Consider the following 20,284-nt stretch of genomic DNA (forward strand, 5'->3'; position numbering starts at 1 on the left):
CAGCGACCGTTTGCAGAAAAAGAAAAAGGCGGGGCTTTCGCCCCGCCCGTCCATCATACCGCGGCGTTTTTCGGCGCGGTGGGCCGGTTGTAGGCCCACCAGATCAACCCTAGCCCACCGAGGATCATCGGGATGCAGAGGATCTGGCCCATGGTGACCCAGCCGAACGCCAGGTAGCCCAGTTGCGCGTCGGGCACGCGGACGAACTCGACGATGAAACGGAAGATGCCGTAGAACAGCGCGAACATGCCCGACACCGCCATGGTGGGGCGCGGCTTGCGCGAGAACAGCCACAGGATAATGAACAGCGCCACGCCTTCAAGGGCAAACTGGTACAGCTGCGACGGATGGCGTGGCAGCTGGGCCGGGTCGCTCAGCGGCGGGAAGATCATCGCCCACGGCACGTCGGTGGGCTTGCCCCACAGTTCGCCGTTGATGAAGTTGCCGATGCGCCCGGCGCCCAGGCCGATCGGTACCAGCGGGGCAATGAAGTCCATCAGTTCGAAGAACGACTTGCCGTTCTTGCGCCCGAACCACCAGGTGGCCAGCATCACGCCGATCAGGCCGCCGTGGAACGCCATGCCGCCCTTCCACACCTCGAAGATCAGCGTGGGGTTGTCGATGTACACCTTCAGGTCGTAGAACAGCACGTAGCCCAGGCGCCCGCCGACGATCACGCCCATGGCGCACCAGAACACCAGGTCGGAGAGTTTCTCCTTGGTCCAGGTGGGGTCGAAGCGGTTCAGGCGGCTGGAGGCCAGCAGCCAGGCGCTGCCGATGCCGATCAGGTACATCAGGCCGTACCAGTGGATTTGAAGCGGTCCGATGGCGACCGCCACCGGATTGATCTGCGGGTAAGGCAGCATTGCGACTCCTTGACGTGGACAGGCGGCGGGATCACCCCTGCGTTCCCGGATGGCCACGAGGGGCGGGAAAACCCGAGACTATGCCCGGCCCGACAGCCCGTTGCCATGAAACTTGTGTCAGTGAAAACTGGAGCGCATGGTAACGGATAGGACCCGTCGCCTCTACTGTGCAGGGACGGAGTGCGGGTACAGTGAAACAAAACACAAGGCTGACCTAATGTGTCTGATCGTATTCGCCTGGCGCCCCGGGCACCCCGTGCCGCTGGTGCTGGCCGCCAACCGCGACGAATTCTACGCCCGCCCCAGCCTGCCGCTGGGCCACTGGCAGGACGCCGAGGGCGTGCACGCCGGCCGCGACCTGGAAGCCGGCGGCACCTGGCTGGGGCTGGGGCCGAACGGGCGCTTTGCCGCCCTGACCAACATTCGCGACCCCGGCCAGCCCCTGGGCCGGCGCTCGCGCGGCGACCTGGTTGCGCGTTTTCTGACCAGCCAGGTGTCGATTGATCAATACCTGGACGACATCGGCAGCCGTGCCGGCGAGTATTCGGGGTTCAACCTGCTGCTGGGGGCGGCCGGGCGGCTGTGCTATTTCAACCAGCGTGAACGCCTGCCCCGGGAGCTGGCCAGCGGCGTGTACGGGCTGTCCAACGCCGGGCTGGACACGCCATGGCCGAAACTGCTGAAGGCGAAGGCGGCGTTGGCGGCGCAAGTGGATGATCCCCGGCCTGAAGGGCTGCTGGCCCTGCTGCGGGACCCGGAGCGCGCTGCCGATGGCGCCCTGCCCGACACCGGCGTGGGCCTGGCGACCGAGTCGTTGCTGTCGAGCGTGTTCATCGCCAGCGAGAACTACGGCACCCGGGCGAGCACGGCGCTGATCGTGCGCGCCGAGGGTTCGCGGCGCATCGTGGAGCGCAGCTTCGGGCCGTATGGCGGGGCGTTGGGGGAGGTGGACCTGAGCCTGTAGTGCACACTGCGTAGCCGCTGCCGAAGGCTGCGCTGGCCCTCGTCCACGCTGAAGATCTTCAGGGTATCCAAGGGCCAGCGCAGCCTATCGGCAGCGGCTACGGGGGTTGGGCGGCGTCAGGGCCTACAGGGTCTTCGGCGCAGCCGGATTAATCATCCGCGCCAGGCCCAGGTTCTTCAGCGCCAACTGCAGCGAGCTGTGGATAACCTGCGGGTTGTCGATCTTCATCAGTTGCGCCAGCAGTTCCTTGGCCTTGCCCAGGCTGATCTGGCGCAGCATCCACTTCACCTTCGGCAGGTTGGTGGCGTTCATCGACAGGCTGTCGAAGCCCATGGCCATCAGCAGCACCGCGGCCGCCGGGTCGCCGGCCATCTCGCCGCAGATGCTCACCGGCTTGCCTTCGGCATGAGCCTCGGTGACCACGTGTTGCAGGGCCTGTAGCACCGCCGGGTGCAGGTAGTCGTAGAGGTCGGCCACCCGCGGGTTGTTGCGGTCCACGGCCAGCAGGTACTGGGTCAGGTCGTTGGAGCCCACCGACAGGAAGTCCACCTGGCGCGCCAATTCACGGGTCAGGTACACCGCCGCCGGAATCTCGATCATCACGCCCACGGGCGGCATCGGCACGTCGGTGCCTTCGTCGCGCACCTCGCCCCAGGCCCGGTGGATCAGGTGCAGGGCTTCTTCGGTCTCGTGGGTGCCGGAGATCATCGGCAGCAGGATGCGCAGGTTGTTCAGGCCCTCGCTGGCCTTGAGCATGGCGCGGGTCTGCACCAGGAAGATTTCCGGGTGGTCGAGGGTAACGCGAATGCCGCGCCAGCCCAGGAACGGGTTGTCTTCCTTGATGGGGAAGTAGGACAGCGCCTTGTCACCGCCGATGTCCAGGCTGCGCATGGTCACCGGCAGCGGGTGGAAGGCCGCCAGCTGCTCACGGTAGATGGCCAGCTGTTCCTTCTCGCTGGGGAAGCGCTGGTTGATCATGAACGGCACTTCGGTGCGGTACAGGCCCACGCCCTCGGCGCCGCGCTGCTGGGCACGGGCCACGTCGGCGAGCAGGCCGGTGTTCACCCACAGCGGCATGCGGTGGCCGTCCAGGGTCACGCACGGCAATTCGCGCAGGGCGTCGAGGCCCTGGGCCAGCTGGCGTTCTTCCTCGACCACTTCGGCGAACTGCTTGGCCAGCACCTCGCTGGGGTTGGTGTAGACCTCGCCCTTGTAGCCGTCGACGATCATCTGGATGCCGTCGACCTTCGAGTACGGCAGGTCCACCAGGCCCATCACCGTCGGGATGCCCATGGCCCGGGCCAGGATGGCGACGTGGGAGTTGCCCGAGCCAAGCACCGAAATCAGGCCCACGAGCTTGCCTTCCGGCACCTCGCCAAGCATGGCCGGCGAGAGTTCTTCGCTGATCAGGATGGTATTGTCGGGGTAAACCAGGGTTTGTTGCCGGGCTTCCTGCAGGTAGGCCAGCAGGCGGCGGCCCAGGTCCTTGACGTCCGAGGCGCGCTCGCGCAGGTAGGCGTCGTCCATCAGTTCGAAACGGTTGACGTGCTCGGTGACCACCTGGCGCAGGGCGCCCTGGGCCCACTGGCCGGTCTTGATGACGTTGGTCACCTCGCTGCCCAGCGAGGCGTCGTCGAGCATCATCAGGTAGACGTCGAACAGCGCGCGCTCTTCGGGGCGCAATTGCGTGGCCAACTTCGCCGAAAGGGTGCGCATGTCGTTGCGAACGCCTTCCAGCGCGGTCTGGAACAGTTCCAGTTCGGCCTTGATGTCGGTGACGGTCTTGTCGGGCACCACGTCGAGGTCGGCGGGCGGCAGCATGACCACCGCGGTACCCACGGCGGCGCCGGGCGAACCCGGCACGCCAACGAACTTGGCCTCCTGGATGCCCTTGCCCTGGCGCCCCAGGCCCCGGATCGAGCCGGTGGCCTCAGCGTGGGCAATGACGCCGGCCAATTGCGCGCTCATGGTGACCAGGAAGGCTTCTTCGCCCTCGTCGAACTGACGCCGCTCCTTTTGCTGGATAACCAGTACCCCCACCACGCGGCGGTGGTGAATGATCGGTGCGCCCAAGAAGGAGGCGAAGCGTTCCTCGCCGGTCTCGGCGAAGTAGCGATAACGGGGGTGGTCGGCGGCGTTTTCCAGGTTCAGCGGTTCTTCGCGCGTGCCCACCAGGCCCACCAGGCCTTCGTTGGGGGCCATGCTGACCTTGCCGATGGAGCGCTTGTTCAAGCCCTCGGTGGCCATCAGCACGAAACGGTTGGTTTCCGGGTCCAGCAGGTAGACCGAACAGACCTGGCTGCCCATGGCCTCTTTGACGCGCAGCACAATGATCCCCAACGCCGTCTTGAGATCCTTGGCGGAGTTGACTTCCTGGACGATCTTGCGCAGCGTATTGAGCATGGCTCGGGGTCGAACTCCGTCGTCAGTCGCGCGCCAGCAGGCGCGGGGCAAGCTCTTTGAGAGCGCGGCGATACACCTCGCGCTTGAATGTCACCACCTGGCCAAGCGGGTACCAATAACTGACCCAGCGCCAGCCATCGAATTCCGGTTTACCGGTCAAATCCATCCTCACGCGCTGTTCGTTGGAGACCAGCCGCAAGAGGAACCACTTCTGCTTCTGGCCGATACACAGCGGTTGGCTGTGGGTACGCACCAGGCGTTGAGGTAAACGATAACGCAACCAGCCGCGGGTGCAGGCAAGAATTTCAACATCTTGTCGCTCCAGCCCCACTTCTTCATTCAGCTCGCGGTACAAGGCCTCTTCCGGCGTCTCCTGAGGGTTGATACCTCCCTGTGGAAACTGCCAGGCATCCTGATTGATACGACGAGCCCACAGCACCTGTCCGGCATCATTGGTCAGAATAATGCCGACATTGGGACGGAAACCATCGGGGTCGATCACGGCAGCAACCTCGCAAACGCATGTCTTGGCATTGTTCCACAAAGATCGTCAAGGCAGCAACGCACCCGCATACCTTATGTGCACTGTTGTGAAAAGTCCGTATTCTGTGGGCCTTTTCCTGTTTTCAGACGAGTAACTTCCATGCGCCTGGCTTTATTCGACCTCGACAACACCCTGCTTGGTGGCGACAGCGATCACGCCTGGGGCGACTACCTGTGCGAGCGCGGCATCCTCGACCCGGTGGAATACAAGAACCGCAACGACGCGTTCTACCAGGACTACCTGGCCGGCAAGCTGAACCTGACCGACTACCTGAACTTCAGCCTGGAGATTCTGGCGACCACCGAGATGGCCCAGCTGGCCGAATGGCACGCCGACTTCATGCGCGACTGCGTGGAACCGATCATCCTGCCCAAGGCCCTGGCGCTGCTGCAGCAGCACCGTGACGCCGGCGACAAGCTGCTGATCATCACCGCCACCAACCGCTTCGTCACCGGCCCGATTGCCGAGCGCCTGGGCGTGGACACGCTACTGGCCACCGAATGCGAGATGGTCGACGGCCGCTACACCGGCCGCAGCACCGATGTGCCGTGCTTCCGTGAAGGCAAGGTGACGCGCCTGAACCGCTGGTTGGAAGAGAACGGCTTCGACCTGGAAGGCAGCTACTTCTATAGCGATTCCATGAACGACCTGCCGTTGCTGGAGAAGGTGACCCACCCGGTGGTGGTGGACGCCGACCCGAACCTGCTGGCCGAAGCCCAGCGGCGCGGGTGGAAGGTGATGTCTCTTCGCGATTGATGTGGGCCCATGACGCGGCCTGTGGCCGCTGCTACGGGCCCGTAGCAGCGGCCGAAGGCCGCGTCCAGCCTACACCGGCTTAGCCAGCATCAACGCCAGGATCGCCACCAGCACCACCAGCGACACCGCCGCGAACACCACGCTGAACTTGCGCTGCTTCACCACCTGCACCTGGTTGTAGGCCACGGCCGCCTGCCGCCAGCGAATGGTGCGGCGCACCAGCAGCAGGAACCCCGCCACCCCCACCACGTACAGCACCGAGGCGCCCAGCAGCCAGGCCTGGCCCAGCGGCCAGCCCACGGTGTGCATCATCCACCAGCCGGTGAAGGGAAAGCTCGCGACGCTGACGCCCATCAGAATCCAGGCGTACAGCCACGGCCGTTGCAGGGTCCTGGCGAACGCCGACTTGTCGCCGCCGCGCCAGCCGCGCCAGGTCTGGAACAGCACCGCGGCCACGCTGCCCAACAGCAGCGCGGTGGCGATGCCGTGGAGCATTTTCAGCAGGCTCAGGGTTTCCATGGGGCAGCTCCTGTGCGGGTGTCGATGCTCTACAGCCTAGCAGTCAGCCCAGGAACAGGCGGTAGGCCGGGTTGTCGGTCTCGTCCCAGAACGGATAGCCGATCTCGGTCAACGCGGCAGCCACTTCCCCACGCTGCTCGGCCGGCACCTGCAGGCCTGCTACCACGCGGCCATCGGCGGCGCCGTGGTTGCGGTAGTGGAACATCGAGATGTTCCAGCGCCCGCCCAGCTTGTTGAGGAAGTTGAACAACGCGCCCGGACGCTCCGGGAACTCGAAGCGCAGCACCATCTCGTCGCTGACCTGCACGGCGTGGCCGCCGACCATGTGGCGGATGTGCAGCTTGGCCAGTTCGTTGTCGGTCAGGTCCAGCACCGGGAAGCCCTGCTCGCTCAGGCTGGCCACCAGGGCCGCGCGCGGGTCGGTGTCCGGGTGGGTCTGCACGCCAACGAAGATGTGCGCCTCGCGCCCGGTGTTGTAGCGGTAGTTGAATTCGGTGATCTGGCGCTTGCCGATGGCCTCGCAGAAGGCCTTGAAGCTGCCCGGCTGCTCGGGGATGGTCACGGCGATGACGGCTTCGCGGCCTTCGCCCAGCTCGGCGCGCTCGGCCACGTGGCGCAGGCGGTCGAAGTTGACGTTGGCGCCCGAATCGATGGCCACCAGGGTCTGGCCGCTGACGCCGCGCAGTTCCACGTATTTCTTGATGCCAGCCACGCCCAGGGCGCCTGCTGGCTCGGTGATCGAGCGGGTATCGTCGTAGATATCCTTGATTGCCGCGCAGATTTCGTCGGTGCTGACGGTGATCACTTCGTCGACGTAATCCTTGCAGATGTCGAAGGTGTGCTGGCCGATCTGGGCCACCGCCACGCCGTCGGCGAAGATGCCCACGGTTGGCAGCACCACGCGCTCGCCGGCAGCCATGGCCGCCTGCAGGCAGTTGGAGTCATCGGGTTCGACACCGATGATCTTGATTTCCGGGCGCAGGTATTTCACGTACGCGGCGATGCCGGCGATCAGGCCGCCGCCGCCCACCGGCACGAAGATGGCGTCGAGCTGGCCAGGGTGCTGGCGCAGGATCTCCATGGCCACGGTGCCCTGGCCGGCAATGGTGTGCGGGTCGTCGTAGGGGTGGATGTAGACGTAGCCCTTCTCGTCCACCAGCTTCAGCGAATAGGCCAGCGCCTCGGGGAACGAATCGCCGTGCAGCACGACCTTGCCGCCGCGCGAGCGCACGCCCTCGACCTTGATTTCGGGGGTGGTCTTGGGCATCACGATGGTGGCCTTCACGCCCATTTCCCGTGCGGCCAGGGCCAGGCCCTGGGCATGGTTGCCCGCCGAGGCGGTGACCACGCCACGGGCACGTTCTTCGTCGCTCAACTGCGCCAGCTTGTTGTAGGCGCCGCGGATCTTGAAGGAAAACACCGGCTGCAGGTCTTCGCGCTTGAGCAGAATATGGTTGCCAAGGCGTTTGGACAGCTGGCCGGCGGCCTGCAGGGGAGTTTCCACGGCAACGTCATAGACGCGCGAGGTGAGGATCTTCTTAACGTACTGTTCGAGCATCGGAAGCATCACTGGCGGTTGAGCAAGACCTGCGAGTCTACCCCAGCGTTCCAGCCAAGGACCACAGCAAAGGGGTATAATGCCGCCCTTCCCCCCGCCTTTTATGCCCGCTCCGGAGCCCGCATGACCCAGGACCAACTCAAACAGGCCGTCGCCCAGGCTGCTGTCGACTTCATTCTGCCCAAGCTGGACGACAAGAGCATCGTCGGCGTCGGCACCGGCTCGACCGCCAACTGCTTCATCGACGCCCTGGCCCAGCACAAGGGTGCCTTCGACGGCGCCGTTGCCAGCTCCGAAGCCACTGCCGCGCGCCTGAAGGGCCACGGTATCCCGGTGTATGAACTGAACACGGTCAGCGACCTGGAGTTCTACGTGGACGGCGCCGACGAGAGCGACGAGAAGCTGAACCTGATCAAGGGCGGCGGCGCGGCCCTGACTCGCGAGAAAATCGTCGCGGCCGTGGCCAAGACCTTCATCTGCATCGCCGACGCCAGCAAGCTGGTACCGGTGCTGGGCGCCTTCCCGCTGCCGGTCGAGGTCATCCCCATGGCCCGCAGCCACGTGGCCCGCGAGCTGGTGAAACTGGGCGGCGACCCGGTGTACCGTGAAGGCGTGATCACTGACAACGGCAACATCATCCTCGACGTGCACAACATGCAGATCACCGACCCGGTGGCGCTGGAAGCGCAGATCAACGCCATCGTTGGCGTGGTGACCAACGGCCTGTTCGCGGCGCGCCCGGCTGACCTGCTGTTGCTGGGGACTTCGGAAGGCGTGAAGAGCCTGCGCTGACGGGTACCGCACAAAACGTAGCCGCTGCCGCAGGCTGCGCTGGCCCTGATGAACACTGGAGATCTCCAGCGTGGCTGAGGGCCAGCGCAGCCTGCGGCAGCGGCTACGGGATGTTACGCGTCAGGCTTCAGAACTTGCGAAACACGTAGAACAGGTTCGGCTCGCTGACCATGTAGATAGTCCCGCTTTCGTCCATCGCCACGCCCTCGGCGCGGGGGATGGTGTCTTTCAGGCCGTTCATGCCGCCCAGCAGGGTCATGAAGCTGACCTGCTTGCCCGTAGGGTCCAGCTCCAGCAGCATGTGCGAATCCGCCGACAACACCAGGGTGTTGCCCGTGCGCGGGTCCACGCCCAGCGCCGACAGGTTGCGCAGGTTCAGCGTGGTGTAGGCCAGTTTCACCTTGTCACCCTGCCATTTGCCCTCGGCATCGCTCTTGAGGGTGAACATCGCCGCCGGGCGCTCTTCGCCCAGCAGGATCTGGCCGCGGCGCGGGTCCCAGGCGATGCCTTCGAAGCCCTTGTTCTGGTTGGCCGATGGCCCCAGGTCGAACTGCGGCCAGTCCGCCAGGTTCAGCGCCTTGGTGTCCGGGGTCACCTGCACCACGGTCATCAGGTGCTGGCGCTCGTCGGTAATGGCCATGCGGCCGCCGCTCAGGTAGGCCACGCCCTCGGGATTGGACCAGCCGTTAAGCGGCATCTTGCGCAGCACGTCACCTTCCAGGTTCAGCTCCACCAGGAAGGCGTTCTTGCCCATCACCGAGAACAGGGTCTTGGTCTCGGGGTTGTAGGTCAGGTCCGAGGCTTCGTCCTTTTCCATGCCCGGCAGCAGCTTGCCGTCGATGAAGGCGTGGTAGTCCGGCAGCCACACGGCGGCGTCGCGTTCAGCCTGCGGGGTCAGGCGCTCGACCACCCACAGCTTGGCGCGGGCGTCCCAGTGCATGACGGCGGCGACCACATAGGCCACCACCACCAGCAACAACCAGACGTACCAGCGCTGCAACAGGCGTGGCTTGCGCGAGGGCGCAGGCAAGGAATTGGAAGGGGATACGGCCATGTGGAGGGGTTCCTGAAAAATGCGGCGAGCCTGGCGCGCAAGGGGCGCGCCAGGCGATTAAGCCGCATTATCCAAATGGCGTGTTAAAAAAGTGCAAAAAGCGCCGATCAGGCAACAACCGTCTCGAAGCGGCTGGCACCCGGCAGCTCCAGCACCAGCTGGTCGCCAGGGTTCAGCGCGCCCACGCCTGCGGGGGTGCCGGTCATGATCACGTCACCGGCCTGCAGCGAGAAGTGCGCGGCCATGTACTGGATCATCGGCACGATGGGGTTGAGCATCAGGTTGCTGTTGCCGTCCTGGCGCACTTCACCGTTGATGGTCAGGCGTACGGGGATGTCGGTCACGTCCGGGAAGCTGCTGGCCACCACGAACGGCGTCAGCACGCAGGCGCCGTCGAAGGCCTTGGCCAGCTCCCACGGCAGGCCCTTCTCCTTGAGCTTGCTCTGCACGTCGCGCAGAGTCAGGTCCAGGGCCGGGGCGTAGCCGGAAATGGCGTCCAGCACCTCTTCCTCGCTGGGCCTGGTGGACAGCGGCTTGCCCAGCAGCACGGCGATTTCCGCCTCGTAGTGCACCGAACCGCGCTCGGTGGGGATGCTGAAGCCGCCTTCGGCCGCCACCACGCAGCTGCCCGGCTTGATGAACAGCAGCGGCTCGGTGGGCACCGGGTTGTTCAGCTCCTTGGCGTGCTCGGCGTAGTTGCGCCCGATACACACCACCTTGCCCACCGGGAAGTGGATGCGGGTACCGTCAACGTATTGATGCTGATAGCTCATGACCGACTCCTTGATTGATCAAACCGGGAAGATCTTGCCTGGGTTCATGATGCCATTGGGGTCGAACACCGCCTTCAGGGCCTTCATGTAGTCGATTTCGGCGGGCGAGCGGCTGTAGTCCAGGTAGTCGCGCTTGACCAGGCCCACGCCGTGCTCGGCCGAGATCGAGCCGTTGTACTTCTGCACCGTCTCGAACACTGCGGTGTTCACCACCGCGCACTTGGCGAAGAACTCCTCCTTGCTCAGGTCCTCGGGCTTGAGAATGTTCAGGTGCAGGTTGCCGTCGCCGATGTGGCCGTACCAGACCACTTCGAAGTCTGGGTAGCTTTCGCTGACGATCGCGTCGATGTCCTTGAGGAACGCCGGCACTTGCGCCACGGTCACCGAGATATCGTTCTTGTACGGGGTGCGGTGCGAGATGGTCTCGGAGATGTACTCACGCAGCTTCCACAGGTTGGCCAACTGTTGCTCGCTCTGGCTCATTACCCCGTCCACCACCCAGCCCTGCTCCACGCAGTGCTCGAAGGTGGCCAGCGCCTCGTTGGAGACCTCCTCGGTGGTGGCCTCGAATTCCAGCAGCGCGTAGAACGGGCACTCGGTGGCGAACGGCGGCGGCACGTCACCACGGGCCATGACCTTGGCCAGCGCCTTGTCGGAGAAGAATTCGAACGCCGTGAGATCCAGTTTGCCGCGGAACGCGTGCAATACCGGCATGATCGAGTCAAAGTCCGGGGTACCCAGCACCATGGCGGTGAGGTTCTTCGGCGCCCGGTCCAGGCGCATGGTGGCTTCCACCACGAAGCCCAGGGTGCCTTCGGCGCCGATGAACAGCTGGCGCATGTCGTAGCCGGTGGCGTTCTTGATCAGGTCCTTGTTCAGCTCCAGCAGGTCGCCCTTGCCGGTGACTACCTTGAGGCCGGCCACCCAGTTGCGGGTCATGCCGTAGCGAATCACCTTGATCCCGCCGGCATTGGTGCCGATATTGCCGCCAATCTGGCTTGAACCTGAAGAGGCGAAGTCCACCGGATAATACAGGTCGTGGTCCTTGGCCAGGTTCTGCAACTGCTTGGTGATGACCCCCGGCTGGCAGACCACGGTCCGATCAACGGTATCCACCGCGCCGATGCGGTTCATGTAGTCGAACGACACGACAACTTCGCCATTGGCTGCCACGGCCGCGGCAGAAAGGCCGGTGCGGCCGCCCGACGGCACCAGCGCCACCTGGTGGGCATTGGCCCAGCGCACGATGGCCTGCACTTGCTCGATGGTCTTGGGGAACACGATTGCACTGGGGGCCGGGGCGAATTGTTTCGTCCAGTCCTTGCCATAAGCCTCGAGAGAATCGGCGTCGGTGAGTACCTTGCCGGGTTCAACCAGGGTCTGAAGCTCTTCAAGAAACGCAGGATGGGTCATCGCAGAACTCTCGAACTATTCATAGTCACCCTGAGCACACTTCACGTCCCAGGGATGGGCTTATCAAGGGGGGGATATGCTAGCATACGCCCCCCGCTAACCGCGCTTGGCGCCGTTTCGCGACCCGCTTCATACCCCCTGCCATTTTTTCTCCGGGACACAGGTTTACGCAGATGAGCAAGACTTCTCTCGATAAGAGCAAGATCAAGTTCCTTCTTCTCGAAGGCGTCCACCAATCCGCCGTCGACGTCCTCAAGGCCGCCGGGTACACGAATATCGAGTACCACATCAAGGCGCTGCCTGAGGCCGAGCTGAAGGAAAAGATCGCCGATGCACACTTCATCGGTATCCGCTCCCGCACCCAGCTGACCGAAGAGCTCTTCGATTGCGCGAAAAAGCTGGTGGCTGTCGGCTGCTTCTGCATCGGCACCAACCAGGTTGACCTGGACGCGGCCCGCGAGCGCGGCATCGCCGTGTTCAACGCCCCGTACTCCAACACCCGTTCGGTAGCCGAACTGGTGCTGGCCGAGGCCATCCTGCTGCTGCGCGGCATCCCGGAGAAGAACGCTTCCTGCCACCGCGGTGGCTGGATCAAGAGCGCGGCCAACTCCTTCGAGATCCGTGGCAAGAAGCTGGGCATCGTCGGCTACGGCTCGATCGGTACCCAACTGTCGGTACTGGCCGAAAGCCTGGGCATGCAGGTGTTCTTCTACGACACCATCACCAAGCTGCCGCTGGGCAACGCCACCCAGGTAGCCAGCCTGACCGAGCTGCTGGGCATGTCCGACATCGTCTCGCTGCACGTGCCTGAAACCGCTGCCACCCAGTGGATGATGGGCGAGAAGGAAATCCGCGCCATCAAGAAGGGCGGCATCCTGATCAACGCCGCGCGCGGCACCGTGGTCGAGTTGGACCACCTGGCCGAAGCCATCAAGGACAAGCACCTGATCGGCGCCGCCATCGACGTGTTCCCGGTGGAGCCACGCTCCAACGACGACATCTTCGAAAGCCCGCTGCGTGGCCTGGACAACGTGATCCTGACCCCGCACATCGGTGGTTCCACCGCCGAAGCCCAGGCCAACATCGGCCTGGAAGTGGCCGAGAAGCTGGTCAAGTACAGCGACAACGGTACCTCGGTGTCGTCGGTCAACTTCCCTGAAGTGGCCCTGCCGGCTCACCCGGGCAAGCACCGCCTGCTGCACATCCACGAGAACATCCCGGGCGTGCTGAGCGAGATCAACAAGGTCTTCGCCGAAAACGGCATCAACATCTCCGGTCAGTTCCTGCAGACCAACGAGAAAGTCGGTTACGTGGTGATCGACGTCGACGCCGAGTACTCGGACCTGGCCCAGGCCAAGCTGCAACAGATCAACGGCACCATCCGTAGCCGCGTACTGTTCTAAGCAAGCCTGCGTCATGAAAAAGGGAGGCCCTCGGGCCTCCCTTTTTTTGTTGCCGTGACGCCTACTTCACGGTAACGGTGATCTTCTTCGATTCCACCGCCGGCTTGAACGGCACGTGGAAGCGGTCGGCCAGCAGCAGTTGCAGGGTGTGCTTGCCCGGGGCCAGGGTCAGGGTGGTTTCGGTCTGGGCCTTGCCGAAGTGCAGGATGTGGTCAGTCACGGCCAAAGGCTGGTTGGCTGGCGGCTGCTGGTCGACGTCTACCAGCAGGTGGTGGTGGCCGGTGTTGGGCGTGGGGTCGCCAGCGGGGGCCAGCTTCATGCCTTCGATGCCGAATTTCACCGTGAAGGTCTTGTCGACGGTGGCGCCGTCGGCTGGGGAAACGATGAACACCTTGGCGCCCGCCGGGGCTTCGACGCTTTTCAGGTCATCGGCAGTGGCCAGCAGCGAGGCACCCATCAGCAGGCCGGCAACGGCGGCGCGGGAAAATAGCGATTTCATTTGGGGTCTCCAGGAAACGGTTCTGGTTTTGTCTGGAATACCTTAGACGAAATAACCCACTTGGGCGCTCTGGAATGCGCCCCCGAAAGCATGTTTCATGCAAACCGGGGTGTGGGAGCTGGCTTGCCAGCGAGCTGTTGGAGCGGAACAAAATCTCGCTGGCAAGCCAGCTCCCACAGGTAATCAGCCAGCCATTTCGATGGCTTTCAAAGCCTTGTCAGCCTCAGCCAATTCAAGCTCGCTGAACACCTGCACGCCTTCACGGCGCAGCAACGCCGCCGTCACGCCCTCGCCTGTGACCTTGGTGGCGGTAAAACTGCCGTCGTAGGTCAGCAGGTTGCCGCACGACGGGCTGTTGGCCTTGAGCACCGCGATACGAATGCCGTGCCGGCGCACGGCCTCCAGCGCCAGCTGCGCGCCGCGCATGAACGCCTCGGTGAAATCCTCGCCCGCCTGGGTCAGCACGCGGGCCTGGCCTTCCAGCACCTGCACGCCCTGCCCGCCGGGAATCTCCGCTGCAGGGCGTGGGGTGGGCAGGCCGCCGGCCACTTCCGGGCACAGGCCGACGATGCGGCCCTCGGCAAGCCACAGGTCCAGCTGGTCGAACGGCCCGCTGGCACCGCCGTCGTAGCGCACGCGGTGGCCCAGCAGGCAACGGCTGACCAGGATCTTGTGCATGTCAGAACGGCTCGTTGCCACGGCGGCGGAACCAGCCGGTCAGCGACAGGCGGTCCTGGGCGGCGGGCAGCACTTCGTGGGGCACCTCGCCCGAGAGGAACACCACCAGGCAGCCACCCACCGGCGCCACGTCGTGCTCGCGTCCTTCTTCCAGGTACATGCGCAGCTGGCCGCCATGCTCCGGCACCCAGGCGTCGTTGAGGTAGACCACGGCCGAAACCATGCGCCGGTCATCATCGCGGAAGCGGTCGACGTGCTTGCGGTAGAAGGCACCCGGCGGGTAGAGCGCGAAATGGCATTCGAAATCCTCCAAACCCAGGAACAGCCCGCGGTTCAGGGCCTCGCGCAGGGCGTCCATCAGCTCCAGGTAGCGGTCGCTGGGGGCCGAGTCCCCCGGCTCCAGCCACTGGATGCGATCGCCGCGAATGCCTTCGCGAATCTCCTGGGCCGGCCCCCGCCCAACCGCCGCAGGCGCCAGCTCGCCCTGCACGGCACGTCGGCGGCACTCGGCCGCAAGCTCACGGGTCAAAGCCTGTGGCAGGAAGATGTCTTGCTGCGACCAGCCGCGCTCGGCCAGGTCGTCGACGATACGTAACAGCAGCGGATGATCAGAGGATATTTGCATGCCGCGCATAGTATCTATGTGCCCGCAAAACCGACAGAGCCACTTGGCCCCCTGGCTGCAGCACGTCGTTTATGTTGCGCCGGCTGATACGAATTCTCGACAAGACCCCGCCCGGCCAAGGACAATGGCGGCCTGCCGACAGGAGTCCCTGATGCGCCGTTTGTTTTTCCTTTTGATCATGTGCTGCGCCCTGCCCGCGTGGGCAGACAGTCACGACCAGTTGTACAAGGTCGCCGGCTGGCCGGAGCAGCGGGCGCATTTCACCGACGCCCTTAAAGCGGCCCAGCAGCGCTACCAGAACAGTTTGCCCCCCGCGGTTTTCCAGGCCCTGGTCAACAACAGTGACCAGCGCTTCGCCCCCCAGGCCATGGACCAGCGCGCCGAGGCCAGGCTGCGCCAGACCCTGGCCGACCCGAACCCGGCCCTGGCCTTCTTCCAGTCGCCGCTGGGGCGCAAGGTGGTGGCCGCCGAACTGCTGGCCACCCGCCGCGACCAGCTGGCCAAGAACGCCCAGGGCCTGCCGCACATGACCGCCAGCGACACCCGCGCGCTGATCATCGGCCACCTGTCACGCGCCCTGCCCGCCCGCGAGGCCGGCGCCGAAGTGAGCCTGGCCATCGCCGGCGTCGCTGCCGACAGCCTCAGCCAGATGATCCCCGGCCTGCTGGGTAGCGACCAGGCCCAGGGCATGCTCGACGGCCAGCGCCAGCGCCTCATGGCACAGATCGGCAACGACCTGGATAACACCCTGCTGTACGTGTACCGCGACCTGTCCGACCCCGAGCTGGAAGAGTTCGCCAACTTCGCCGAGTCCCCCGACGGCCACGCGTATTACCAGGCCGCCCTGGCCGCCGTGCGCGCGAGCCTGGCCGTGGGCCAGAGCACCTCAAGCCTGAACCCACGCAAAACCCCGTAGCCGCCGGACGCAGCCTCCGGCAGCTGCTACGCGAATGCGTCTACCCCATGAACCGCGTCGCCTGCATCGCGGCCAAGGCCGGCTCCTACCTCGGACGGCGTAGGAGCCGACTTTAGTCGCGATGCAGGCGACGCGATTTCAATACAGTTGCTGCTACGCCCCCCCCGTACAGCGTTACCCGCAACGCCGTGCCCGGCGCTGTCAGAGGTTGGCGTCGATAAAGCTGAAATAGCGCTCGCGAATCGGCGCCACTTCGTTCGCCAGGTGGTGCCGCGCGCCCGGTAACATGAGCACCTGCGGCGCCTGGAACTTGCGCTGCAACACCCCCAGGTTGTGCTCCCAATCCACGGTCATGTCGGCATCGCCCTGCAGTATCAACGGCGAACGCGAGCTGCTGGGCGCCGCTTCGATGCGCGGCACCCAGTTCACCAGCGCGCCCACCCAGGCCGTGGGCAGGCGCACGGGTTGCAGCGGGTCGGCCTGCAGGAACGGCATGAAATCGGGGTCGTTGGTGTTTTCGCTGAAACGCCGGGCGATGCCTTTGACGAACGGGCTCAGCAGCCGGTAGCTGACCTGCGACCAGCCCCAGCCACGCGGCCGCACCAGCGGCGCCAGCAGGATCGACTGGCCTTGGGCCGGGCTGGTGGTGCCGTGGTACAGCAGGTGGTCGAGCACGATGGCGCCGCCGGTGCTCTGCCCCAGCAGGTGCCAGGGCTGCGGCAGGCCCAGGCTGCCGGCCTCCTTGAACAGCGCGAACAGCGCCGCCTGGTAGTCCTCGAAGTCGTCGATGCGCGCCCGCTCGCCACTGGACAGGCCATGCCCGGGCAGGTCCGCGGAGATCACCGCGAAGCCATGGTCCAGCGCCCAGCGGATCACGTGCCGGTACAGGCCCATGTGGTCATAAAAGCCGTGCAACAGAAACAGCGTGGCCACCGGCGCCGGCGGCAGCCACACCTGGCTCACCAGCTCGTAGCCCACCGCTTCGAAACGGCCCAGCCAGCGCTCGCACGGCAGGTCTATGCCGTAGAAGGCCTGGTAGGCCTGGGCTTCGGCAGACAAGGGCTGACGCGCGGCCAGGGGTTTGAGGCTGGCGCGTAGCGCATCCGGCCGAAATGTCGCGGGCATAAGGTCTCGCAGCTGAAAGCGAATAAACACACCCCTGATATTCATCTGTATGGCTGGGCATGGCAAGCTAGGCGTCCTGTCCCGGACCGAGCCTCTATGCCTGCCTCGCGCCGCAAAACCCTGTTCCTCACCCTCCTGGCACTGATCTGCGGGCTCACCCTGTGGACTGCATATGACTGGTTCCAGGGCCGATATATCCGTGTGTTCAGCGAACACGCCACGCTTTTCGAAGGCGACGCCCTGAAACTGCCCGACGCCCTGGCCGGCCCCGGCCCCATTCGCCTGGTGCACTTCTGGGACCCGGCGTGCCCGTGCAACGTAGTCAACGAGCAACATTTGGCAGAGTTGACGGAGCAATTTGCTGCGAAAGGCGTGCGCTTCTACTCCGTGCAACGGCAATCCAGCCGCGGAAATTTGCCACGAAGCCTGGGTATTACTTCCCTGCCCGACCTGCCAGGAAGCGACCGTATTTCTGCCAGCCCGGCTGTCGCCATATGGGACCGCGCGGGAAAGCTTGCTTACTTCGGCCCCTACAGCGAGGGGGCGGTCTGCAGTTCCAGCAATAGCTTCATCGAGCCGATTTTAAAAGCCCTCGATACCGGTCTTACCGTACAGGCAACCCATATGTTTGCTGTCGGCTGTTACTGCCCCTGGCAGCAATAACACCAAATCCCACATAGCTAAATACTACCCGGACCTCTTTGTTTAGAGTGCTTGCATGTGCCTGCCAAAAACTACTTCTTACATATAAACATGCACGGCAGATGGGATCCCTGCGCGATTTAAATTGTGGGCACACAGACAAGGAGTCTTCTGTATGTCCACAAACCGCATCAACCTTGCGCCCTCTCATATATCCGCACCACGTTATACACCCGTAACGAACTGGAACTTTCCGACATCATTTTCGTATGGCGGCTATCCCGGATACCAATACTACCCCCCTCCTATTTTTTATGTAGCCAAAGAAAAACAGGGATTAACGATCATTGATGTTCAACTGCAAAATGAGTTCAAAGAAGCCGCTGAGGAAATAGAACACTACAACCACCTGAACACCTACCGACTGCCCGAGTTGATACGCGAGGAAATCAACTCACTTGCAGGCCCCTCAAATCCTTTTCCTGACATCCAGGACGTCAGTCGGCGCCTCTCCGCTACTGACCGGTTGCTGTCGGAAAAGCGGGCAATGTTGCCGATCAAGCACCAGCGGGCGCTGAGTTATTACGGTACTGACCCAATTGGCAAGAATTTCGAGACGTTCGCCCACACAGTGCCTGCCCGCGACAGTCATTTCCAAGCGATCAGTGATTGGAAAGATTCTTACAGTGCCGCGCTGGAAGCAAGGCGAATCGAAGCGTCCATCGAACACCTGTCAGAACTGTCCACACGCTTGACTACCGAGCGCCAGCGGTTGGAAACCCTGGCCAAAGAGGATGAAGAAAAAAGGCAAAAAGAAGCACAAGAAGCCAGCCAAGCTGCAGAGCGCCTAAGACTGAAACGCAAGTTGGTGGCGGAACAGACGTCGGCACGTGACGAGATATTTAAAGCGCGCCTGCAAGTCTCCGAAAATGCAATAGAGCTGATGCGGGTGGAGCAAGGCGGTGCACTGGGCTTCCAAAAGAGCTTGAGCAATTCGGTAAACTGGGCCAACCAGCGCCCCACCGTAGTTGATATTTTTGCGGAAGAGCAGGCGCACAAACTGGATCTACCGATCAAACGCATCTTGAGTCTAATAGACACCAACACACGGGCGTCAGGAAAACTAGCCACGCATCAGGCGCGCCGACTTACGTTGCTGCCAGACCTTAGAAAGTTGATCGAAAACACAGCACATGGCCCTGTCATGCCGACAACGCTACGACAGGCAAGAAAATTATTAAACACAACGGAAAAACTGATCAAAAACGATGAAGCCTTCCTGCGCGCTTATAACCAGCGTTTTCAAGAGTTGCAACGGAAGGGCTTACAAGCTGTTCATGACGCCTATATAGAGCAGGAGCGTTTGTTTGAAATTGCGCGGGCCGTACCCATTGTCAAACCTTCAACCTTCTCCAGCACTATCAGCGCATTATCAAGCACACAGTTTCTTGCCGCCTCACCTAGGGCGGTCGAATCGTTCAGGCTCGCGCTTCCAGCCATCTCGGATGCGTTGCGCGGCATAATTGCAGAAATGGCGCTGGAAGCTGCAAGTAAAGCAGCCTTATTTGCAAGCCTCATGCTGTACAGCACCAAACTTGGGAACGGGGATCGTTTCGCCATTGCAGTTCCGCTAGCCCATATCGATTCGAACCTGGACGTGACCCTCAAGGTAGGGCTGCCATCTGGAATTCCGGAACTGGATTACCGAATAGGCTCCCGTACAAATGGAGACCTATCAGAAATTTTTGTAACCAAAGTTGACGGCGAGCAACTCAGAAAAGAAATCCGAATTCGACGGCCGAAATGGGACCCAAAAAAACGAGGTTACAAATTTACTACCGATGGGCCCGCCGGCCATACGATTTACTGGCACCCCACCCGAAAGCCCCATATTTACTCACCCGACAACCCCTCAATTTTCGTTCCGCCCATCAAACCCTATGCGGGCGACATCCAGATTTTTCCAGAGGGCTCGAAGCTTTCACATCCGGCCATTGAAGATATTGAATTTGACGATTACATTCTTGTCTTCCCGGCGAAATCCGGCCTCCCGAGCATATACCTGTCGGTCAGGGGGGCAAGGTATGAGGTAGGTGTCGCGAGCGGGCAGGGTCAAACGGTCAGTGGGCTTTGGTTGGGGCCAGAGTCATTGGAAAAGGGGGCTCCAATTCCCGCAAACATCGCCGAACAGCTAAGAAACCGCAGATTTAATAGCTTTGATGATTTTCGCGGAAATTTCTGGAGAGCAATTGCTAATGACCCAATATTGTCCAAACAGTTTTCAGAATCAAACTTAGCGCGCATGACTAAGGGCGGCGCACCTTTCTCGATCCCTACAGAACGCGTTGGTAGCCGAATAACATTCGAAATTGACCATGTCATGGAAATCCAATATGGAGGGGCGGTCTATGACATGGACAACCTAAGAGTGATGACACCTAAAAGACACATCGCCAAAACAAGGAGCATCAGATGAAGCTAACCCATAAGCTAGAAGAGTACACGGAAGCCGAATTTTTAGCACTGATTGAAAAACTTTTCGACCGAACGATAGACGACGAAGAGTATCTAGAGTTTTCAGAGAAATTCGCTCTTCACTTCGAGGCCATCACTGAACACCCTGAGGGAACCAATGTAATTTTCTATCCACCGCCTGATAGAGAAGACTCCCCGCAGGGCATTCTCGATGAGGTTAAACGCTACCGTGCCGAGGCGGGTAAACCCGGCTTCAAAACTGCATGACTCTTGGGGCCA

At 62.8% G+C, this 20,284-nt stretch carries 20 protein-coding genes; 8 read left to right on the top strand and 12 right to left on the bottom strand.

What is annotated here, in order from left to right:
* Positions 1-53: 53 nt before the first annotated feature.
* The gene (gene lgt, locus RAM80_RS15970) at positions 54-866 is read right to left on the bottom strand and encodes a prolipoprotein diacylglyceryl transferase (RefSeq protein WP_416421465.1); all 813 of its coding nucleotides are present in this window, start codon (positions 864-866) and stop codon (positions 54-56) included.
* A gap of 217 nt (positions 867-1,083) precedes the next feature.
* Here lgt and RAM80_RS15975 point away from each other — a divergent pair, with 217 nt between their 5' ends.
* Positions 1,084-1,830, top strand: coding sequence for an NRDE family protein (locus tag RAM80_RS15975; RefSeq protein WP_416421466.1), 747 nt, complete (start codon positions 1,084-1,086; stop codon positions 1,828-1,830).
* 123 nt (positions 1,831-1,953) lie between these two features.
* On the opposite strand, the gene ptsP is transcribed toward RAM80_RS15975, so the two are convergent.
* Both ptsP and RAM80_RS15985 read right to left on the bottom strand, forming a co-directional pair.
* Positions 1,954-4,233 (bottom strand): phosphoenolpyruvate--protein phosphotransferase, encoded by a 2,280-nt coding sequence (gene ptsP, locus RAM80_RS15980; RefSeq protein ID WP_416421467.1) that lies wholly within the window; start codon positions 4,231-4,233, stop codon positions 1,954-1,956.
* A gap of 22 nt (positions 4,234-4,255) precedes the next feature.
* Entirely contained in the window at positions 4,256-4,735 is a 480-nt protein-coding gene (locus RAM80_RS15985) for an RNA pyrophosphohydrolase (RefSeq protein ID WP_008364786.1), read from the bottom strand.
* Positions 4,736-4,876: 141 nt separating this feature from the next.
* On the opposite strand from RAM80_RS15985, the gene RAM80_RS15990 reads away from it, so the two are divergent.
* Positions 4,877-5,533, top strand: a complete 657-nt coding sequence (locus tag RAM80_RS15990; protein WP_416421468.1) for an HAD family hydrolase — start codon at positions 4,877-4,879, stop codon at positions 5,531-5,533.
* A gap of 69 nt (positions 5,534-5,602) precedes the next feature.
* On the opposite strand, the gene RAM80_RS15995 is transcribed toward RAM80_RS15990, so the two are convergent.
* Both RAM80_RS15995 and ilvA read right to left on the bottom strand, forming a co-directional pair.
* Positions 5,603-6,052 carry a DUF2269 family protein gene (locus RAM80_RS15995; RefSeq protein ID WP_416421469.1) on the bottom strand — a complete coding sequence of 150 codons (450 nt, stop codon included), beginning with the start codon at positions 6,050-6,052 and terminating at the stop codon, positions 5,603-5,605.
* A 43-nt stretch (positions 6,053-6,095) separates the two neighbouring features.
* The gene (gene ilvA / locus RAM80_RS16000; RefSeq protein WP_416421470.1) at positions 6,096-7,610 is read right to left on the bottom strand and encodes a threonine ammonia-lyase, biosynthetic; all 1,515 of its coding nucleotides are present in this window, start codon (positions 7,608-7,610) and stop codon (positions 6,096-6,098) included.
* A 123-nt stretch (positions 7,611-7,733) separates the two neighbouring features.
* Here ilvA and rpiA point away from each other — a divergent pair, with 123 nt between their 5' ends.
* On the top strand, positions 7,734-8,402 hold the full coding sequence (gene rpiA, locus RAM80_RS16005; RefSeq protein ID WP_416421471.1) for a ribose-5-phosphate isomerase RpiA: 669 nt from the start codon (positions 7,734-7,736) through the stop codon (positions 8,400-8,402).
* A gap of 127 nt (positions 8,403-8,529) precedes the next feature.
* On the opposite strand, the gene RAM80_RS16010 is transcribed toward rpiA, so the two are convergent.
* The 3 genes from RAM80_RS16010 to RAM80_RS16020 all read right to left on the bottom strand — a co-directional run bounded on the left by RAM80_RS16010 (position 8,530) and on the right by RAM80_RS16020 (position 11,642).
* The gene (locus tag RAM80_RS16010) at positions 8,530-9,456 is read right to left on the bottom strand and encodes an SdiA-regulated domain-containing protein (protein ID WP_416421472.1); all 927 of its coding nucleotides are present in this window, start codon (positions 9,454-9,456) and stop codon (positions 8,530-8,532) included.
* 107 nt (positions 9,457-9,563) lie between these two features.
* A complete protein-coding gene (locus tag RAM80_RS16015; protein WP_416421473.1) occupies positions 9,564-10,229 on the bottom strand; it encodes a fumarylacetoacetate hydrolase family protein in 666 nt (221 codons plus the stop codon).
* An 18-nt stretch (positions 10,230-10,247) separates the two neighbouring features.
* Positions 10,248-11,642 (bottom strand): FAD-binding oxidoreductase, encoded by a 1,395-nt coding sequence (locus RAM80_RS16020; protein WP_416421474.1) that lies wholly within the window; start codon positions 11,640-11,642, stop codon positions 10,248-10,250.
* Positions 11,643-11,815: 173 nt separating this feature from the next.
* Between RAM80_RS16020 and serA the strand changes: the two genes are divergently transcribed.
* On the top strand, positions 11,816-13,045 hold the full coding sequence (gene serA, locus RAM80_RS16025; protein ID WP_416421475.1) for a phosphoglycerate dehydrogenase: 1,230 nt from the start codon (positions 11,816-11,818) through the stop codon (positions 13,043-13,045).
* A gap of 61 nt (positions 13,046-13,106) precedes the next feature.
* On the opposite strand, the gene RAM80_RS16030 is transcribed toward serA, so the two are convergent.
* The 3 genes from RAM80_RS16030 to RAM80_RS16040 form a co-directional block, all read right to left on the bottom strand.
* The gene (locus RAM80_RS16030; RefSeq protein ID WP_416421476.1) at positions 13,107-13,544 is read right to left on the bottom strand and encodes a DUF4399 domain-containing protein; all 438 of its coding nucleotides are present in this window, start codon (positions 13,542-13,544) and stop codon (positions 13,107-13,109) included.
* A 183-nt stretch (positions 13,545-13,727) separates the two neighbouring features.
* Positions 13,728-14,222 carry a DUF523 domain-containing protein gene (locus tag RAM80_RS16035; protein ID WP_416421477.1) on the bottom strand — a complete coding sequence of 165 codons (495 nt, stop codon included), beginning with the start codon at positions 14,220-14,222 and terminating at the stop codon, positions 13,728-13,730.
* 1 nt (position 14,223) lies between these two features.
* The gene (locus RAM80_RS16040) at positions 14,224-14,856 is read right to left on the bottom strand and encodes a 2OG-Fe(II) oxygenase (protein ID WP_416421478.1); all 633 of its coding nucleotides are present in this window, start codon (positions 14,854-14,856) and stop codon (positions 14,224-14,226) included.
* A gap of 142 nt (positions 14,857-14,998) precedes the next feature.
* On the opposite strand from RAM80_RS16040, the gene RAM80_RS16045 reads away from it, so the two are divergent.
* Positions 14,999-15,763, top strand: a complete 765-nt coding sequence (locus tag RAM80_RS16045; RefSeq protein WP_416421479.1) for a DUF2059 domain-containing protein — start codon at positions 14,999-15,001, stop codon at positions 15,761-15,763.
* A gap of 201 nt (positions 15,764-15,964) precedes the next feature.
* Here the strand turns inward: RAM80_RS16045 and RAM80_RS16050 are convergent, their stop codons facing one another.
* Positions 15,965-16,888, bottom strand: coding sequence for an alpha/beta hydrolase (locus tag RAM80_RS16050; protein ID WP_416421480.1), 924 nt, complete (start codon positions 16,886-16,888; stop codon positions 15,965-15,967).
* 96 nt (positions 16,889-16,984) lie between these two features.
* Between RAM80_RS16050 and RAM80_RS16055 the strand changes: the two genes are divergently transcribed.
* From RAM80_RS16055 to RAM80_RS16065, 3 genes are all read left to right on the top strand, one after another.
* Positions 16,985-17,551, top strand: coding sequence for a DUF6436 domain-containing protein (locus tag RAM80_RS16055; RefSeq protein ID WP_416421481.1), 567 nt, complete (start codon positions 16,985-16,987; stop codon positions 17,549-17,551).
* Positions 17,552-17,705: 154 nt separating this feature from the next.
* Positions 17,706-20,006: an S-type pyocin domain-containing protein gene (locus RAM80_RS16060; RefSeq protein WP_416421482.1), complete on the top strand. Its 2,301-nt coding sequence runs from the start codon at positions 17,706-17,708 to the stop codon at positions 20,004-20,006.
* Positions 20,003-20,272: a bacteriocin immunity protein gene (locus RAM80_RS16065; protein ID WP_416421483.1), complete on the top strand. Its 270-nt coding sequence runs from the start codon at positions 20,003-20,005 to the stop codon at positions 20,270-20,272. The genes RAM80_RS16060 and RAM80_RS16065 overlap by 4 nt, the downstream gene beginning before the upstream one ends.
* Positions 20,273-20,284 lie beyond the last annotated feature (12 nt).

Origin of the sequence: Pseudomonas sp. App30, from assembly GCF_047947025.1 — a bacterium.
Lineage (GTDB): Bacteria > Pseudomonadota > Gammaproteobacteria > Pseudomonadales > Pseudomonadaceae > Aquipseudomonas.

Coding starts and splice junctions, on each gene's coding strand:
- serA (WP_416421475.1), top strand. CDS start 11,816: ATGAGCAAGACTTCTCTCGATAAGAGCAAGATCAAGTTCCTTCTTCTC.
- RAM80_RS15975 (WP_416421466.1), top strand. CDS start 1,084: ATGTGTCTGATCGTATTCGCCTGGCGCCCCGGGCACCCCGTGCCGCTG.
- RAM80_RS16065 (WP_416421483.1), top strand. CDS start 20,003: ATGAAGCTAACCCATAAGCTAGAAGAGTACACGGAAGCCGAATTTTTA.
- RAM80_RS16055 (WP_416421481.1), top strand. CDS start 16,985: ATGCCTGCCTCGCGCCGCAAAACCCTGTTCCTCACCCTCCTGGCACTG.
- RAM80_RS16050 (WP_416421480.1), bottom strand. CDS start 16,888: ATGCCCGCGACATTTCGGCCGGATGCGCTACGCGCCAGCCTCAAACCC.
- ptsP (WP_416421467.1), bottom strand. CDS start 4,233: ATGCTCAATACGCTGCGCAAGATCGTCCAGGAAGTCAACTCCGCCAAG.
- RAM80_RS16010 (WP_416421472.1), bottom strand. CDS start 9,456: ATGGCCGTATCCCCTTCCAATTCCTTGCCTGCGCCCTCGCGCAAGCCA.
- RAM80_RS16045 (WP_416421479.1), top strand. CDS start 14,999: ATGCGCCGTTTGTTTTTCCTTTTGATCATGTGCTGCGCCCTGCCCGCG.
- ilvA (WP_416421470.1), bottom strand. CDS start 7,610: ATGCTCGAACAGTACGTTAAGAAGATCCTCACCTCGCGCGTCTATGAC.
- RAM80_RS16015 (WP_416421473.1), bottom strand. CDS start 10,229: ATGAGCTATCAGCATCAATACGTTGACGGTACCCGCATCCACTTCCCG.
- lgt (WP_416421465.1), bottom strand. CDS start 866: ATGCTGCCTTACCCGCAGATCAATCCGGTGGCGGTCGCCATCGGACCG.
- rpiA (WP_416421471.1), top strand. CDS start 7,734: ATGACCCAGGACCAACTCAAACAGGCCGTCGCCCAGGCTGCTGTCGAC.
- RAM80_RS15995 (WP_416421469.1), bottom strand. CDS start 6,052: ATGGAAACCCTGAGCCTGCTGAAAATGCTCCACGGCATCGCCACCGCG.
- RAM80_RS16040 (WP_416421478.1), bottom strand. CDS start 14,856: ATGCGCGGCATGCAAATATCCTCTGATCATCCGCTGCTGTTACGTATC.
- RAM80_RS16030 (WP_416421476.1), bottom strand. CDS start 13,544: ATGAAATCGCTATTTTCCCGCGCCGCCGTTGCCGGCCTGCTGATGGGT.
- RAM80_RS16035 (WP_416421477.1), bottom strand. CDS start 14,222: ATGCACAAGATCCTGGTCAGCCGTTGCCTGCTGGGCCACCGCGTGCGC.
- RAM80_RS16060 (WP_416421482.1), top strand. CDS start 17,706: ATGTCCACAAACCGCATCAACCTTGCGCCCTCTCATATATCCGCACCA.
- RAM80_RS16020 (WP_416421474.1), bottom strand. CDS start 11,642: ATGACCCATCCTGCGTTTCTTGAAGAGCTTCAGACCCTGGTTGAACCC.
- RAM80_RS15990 (WP_416421468.1), top strand. CDS start 4,877: ATGCGCCTGGCTTTATTCGACCTCGACAACACCCTGCTTGGTGGCGAC.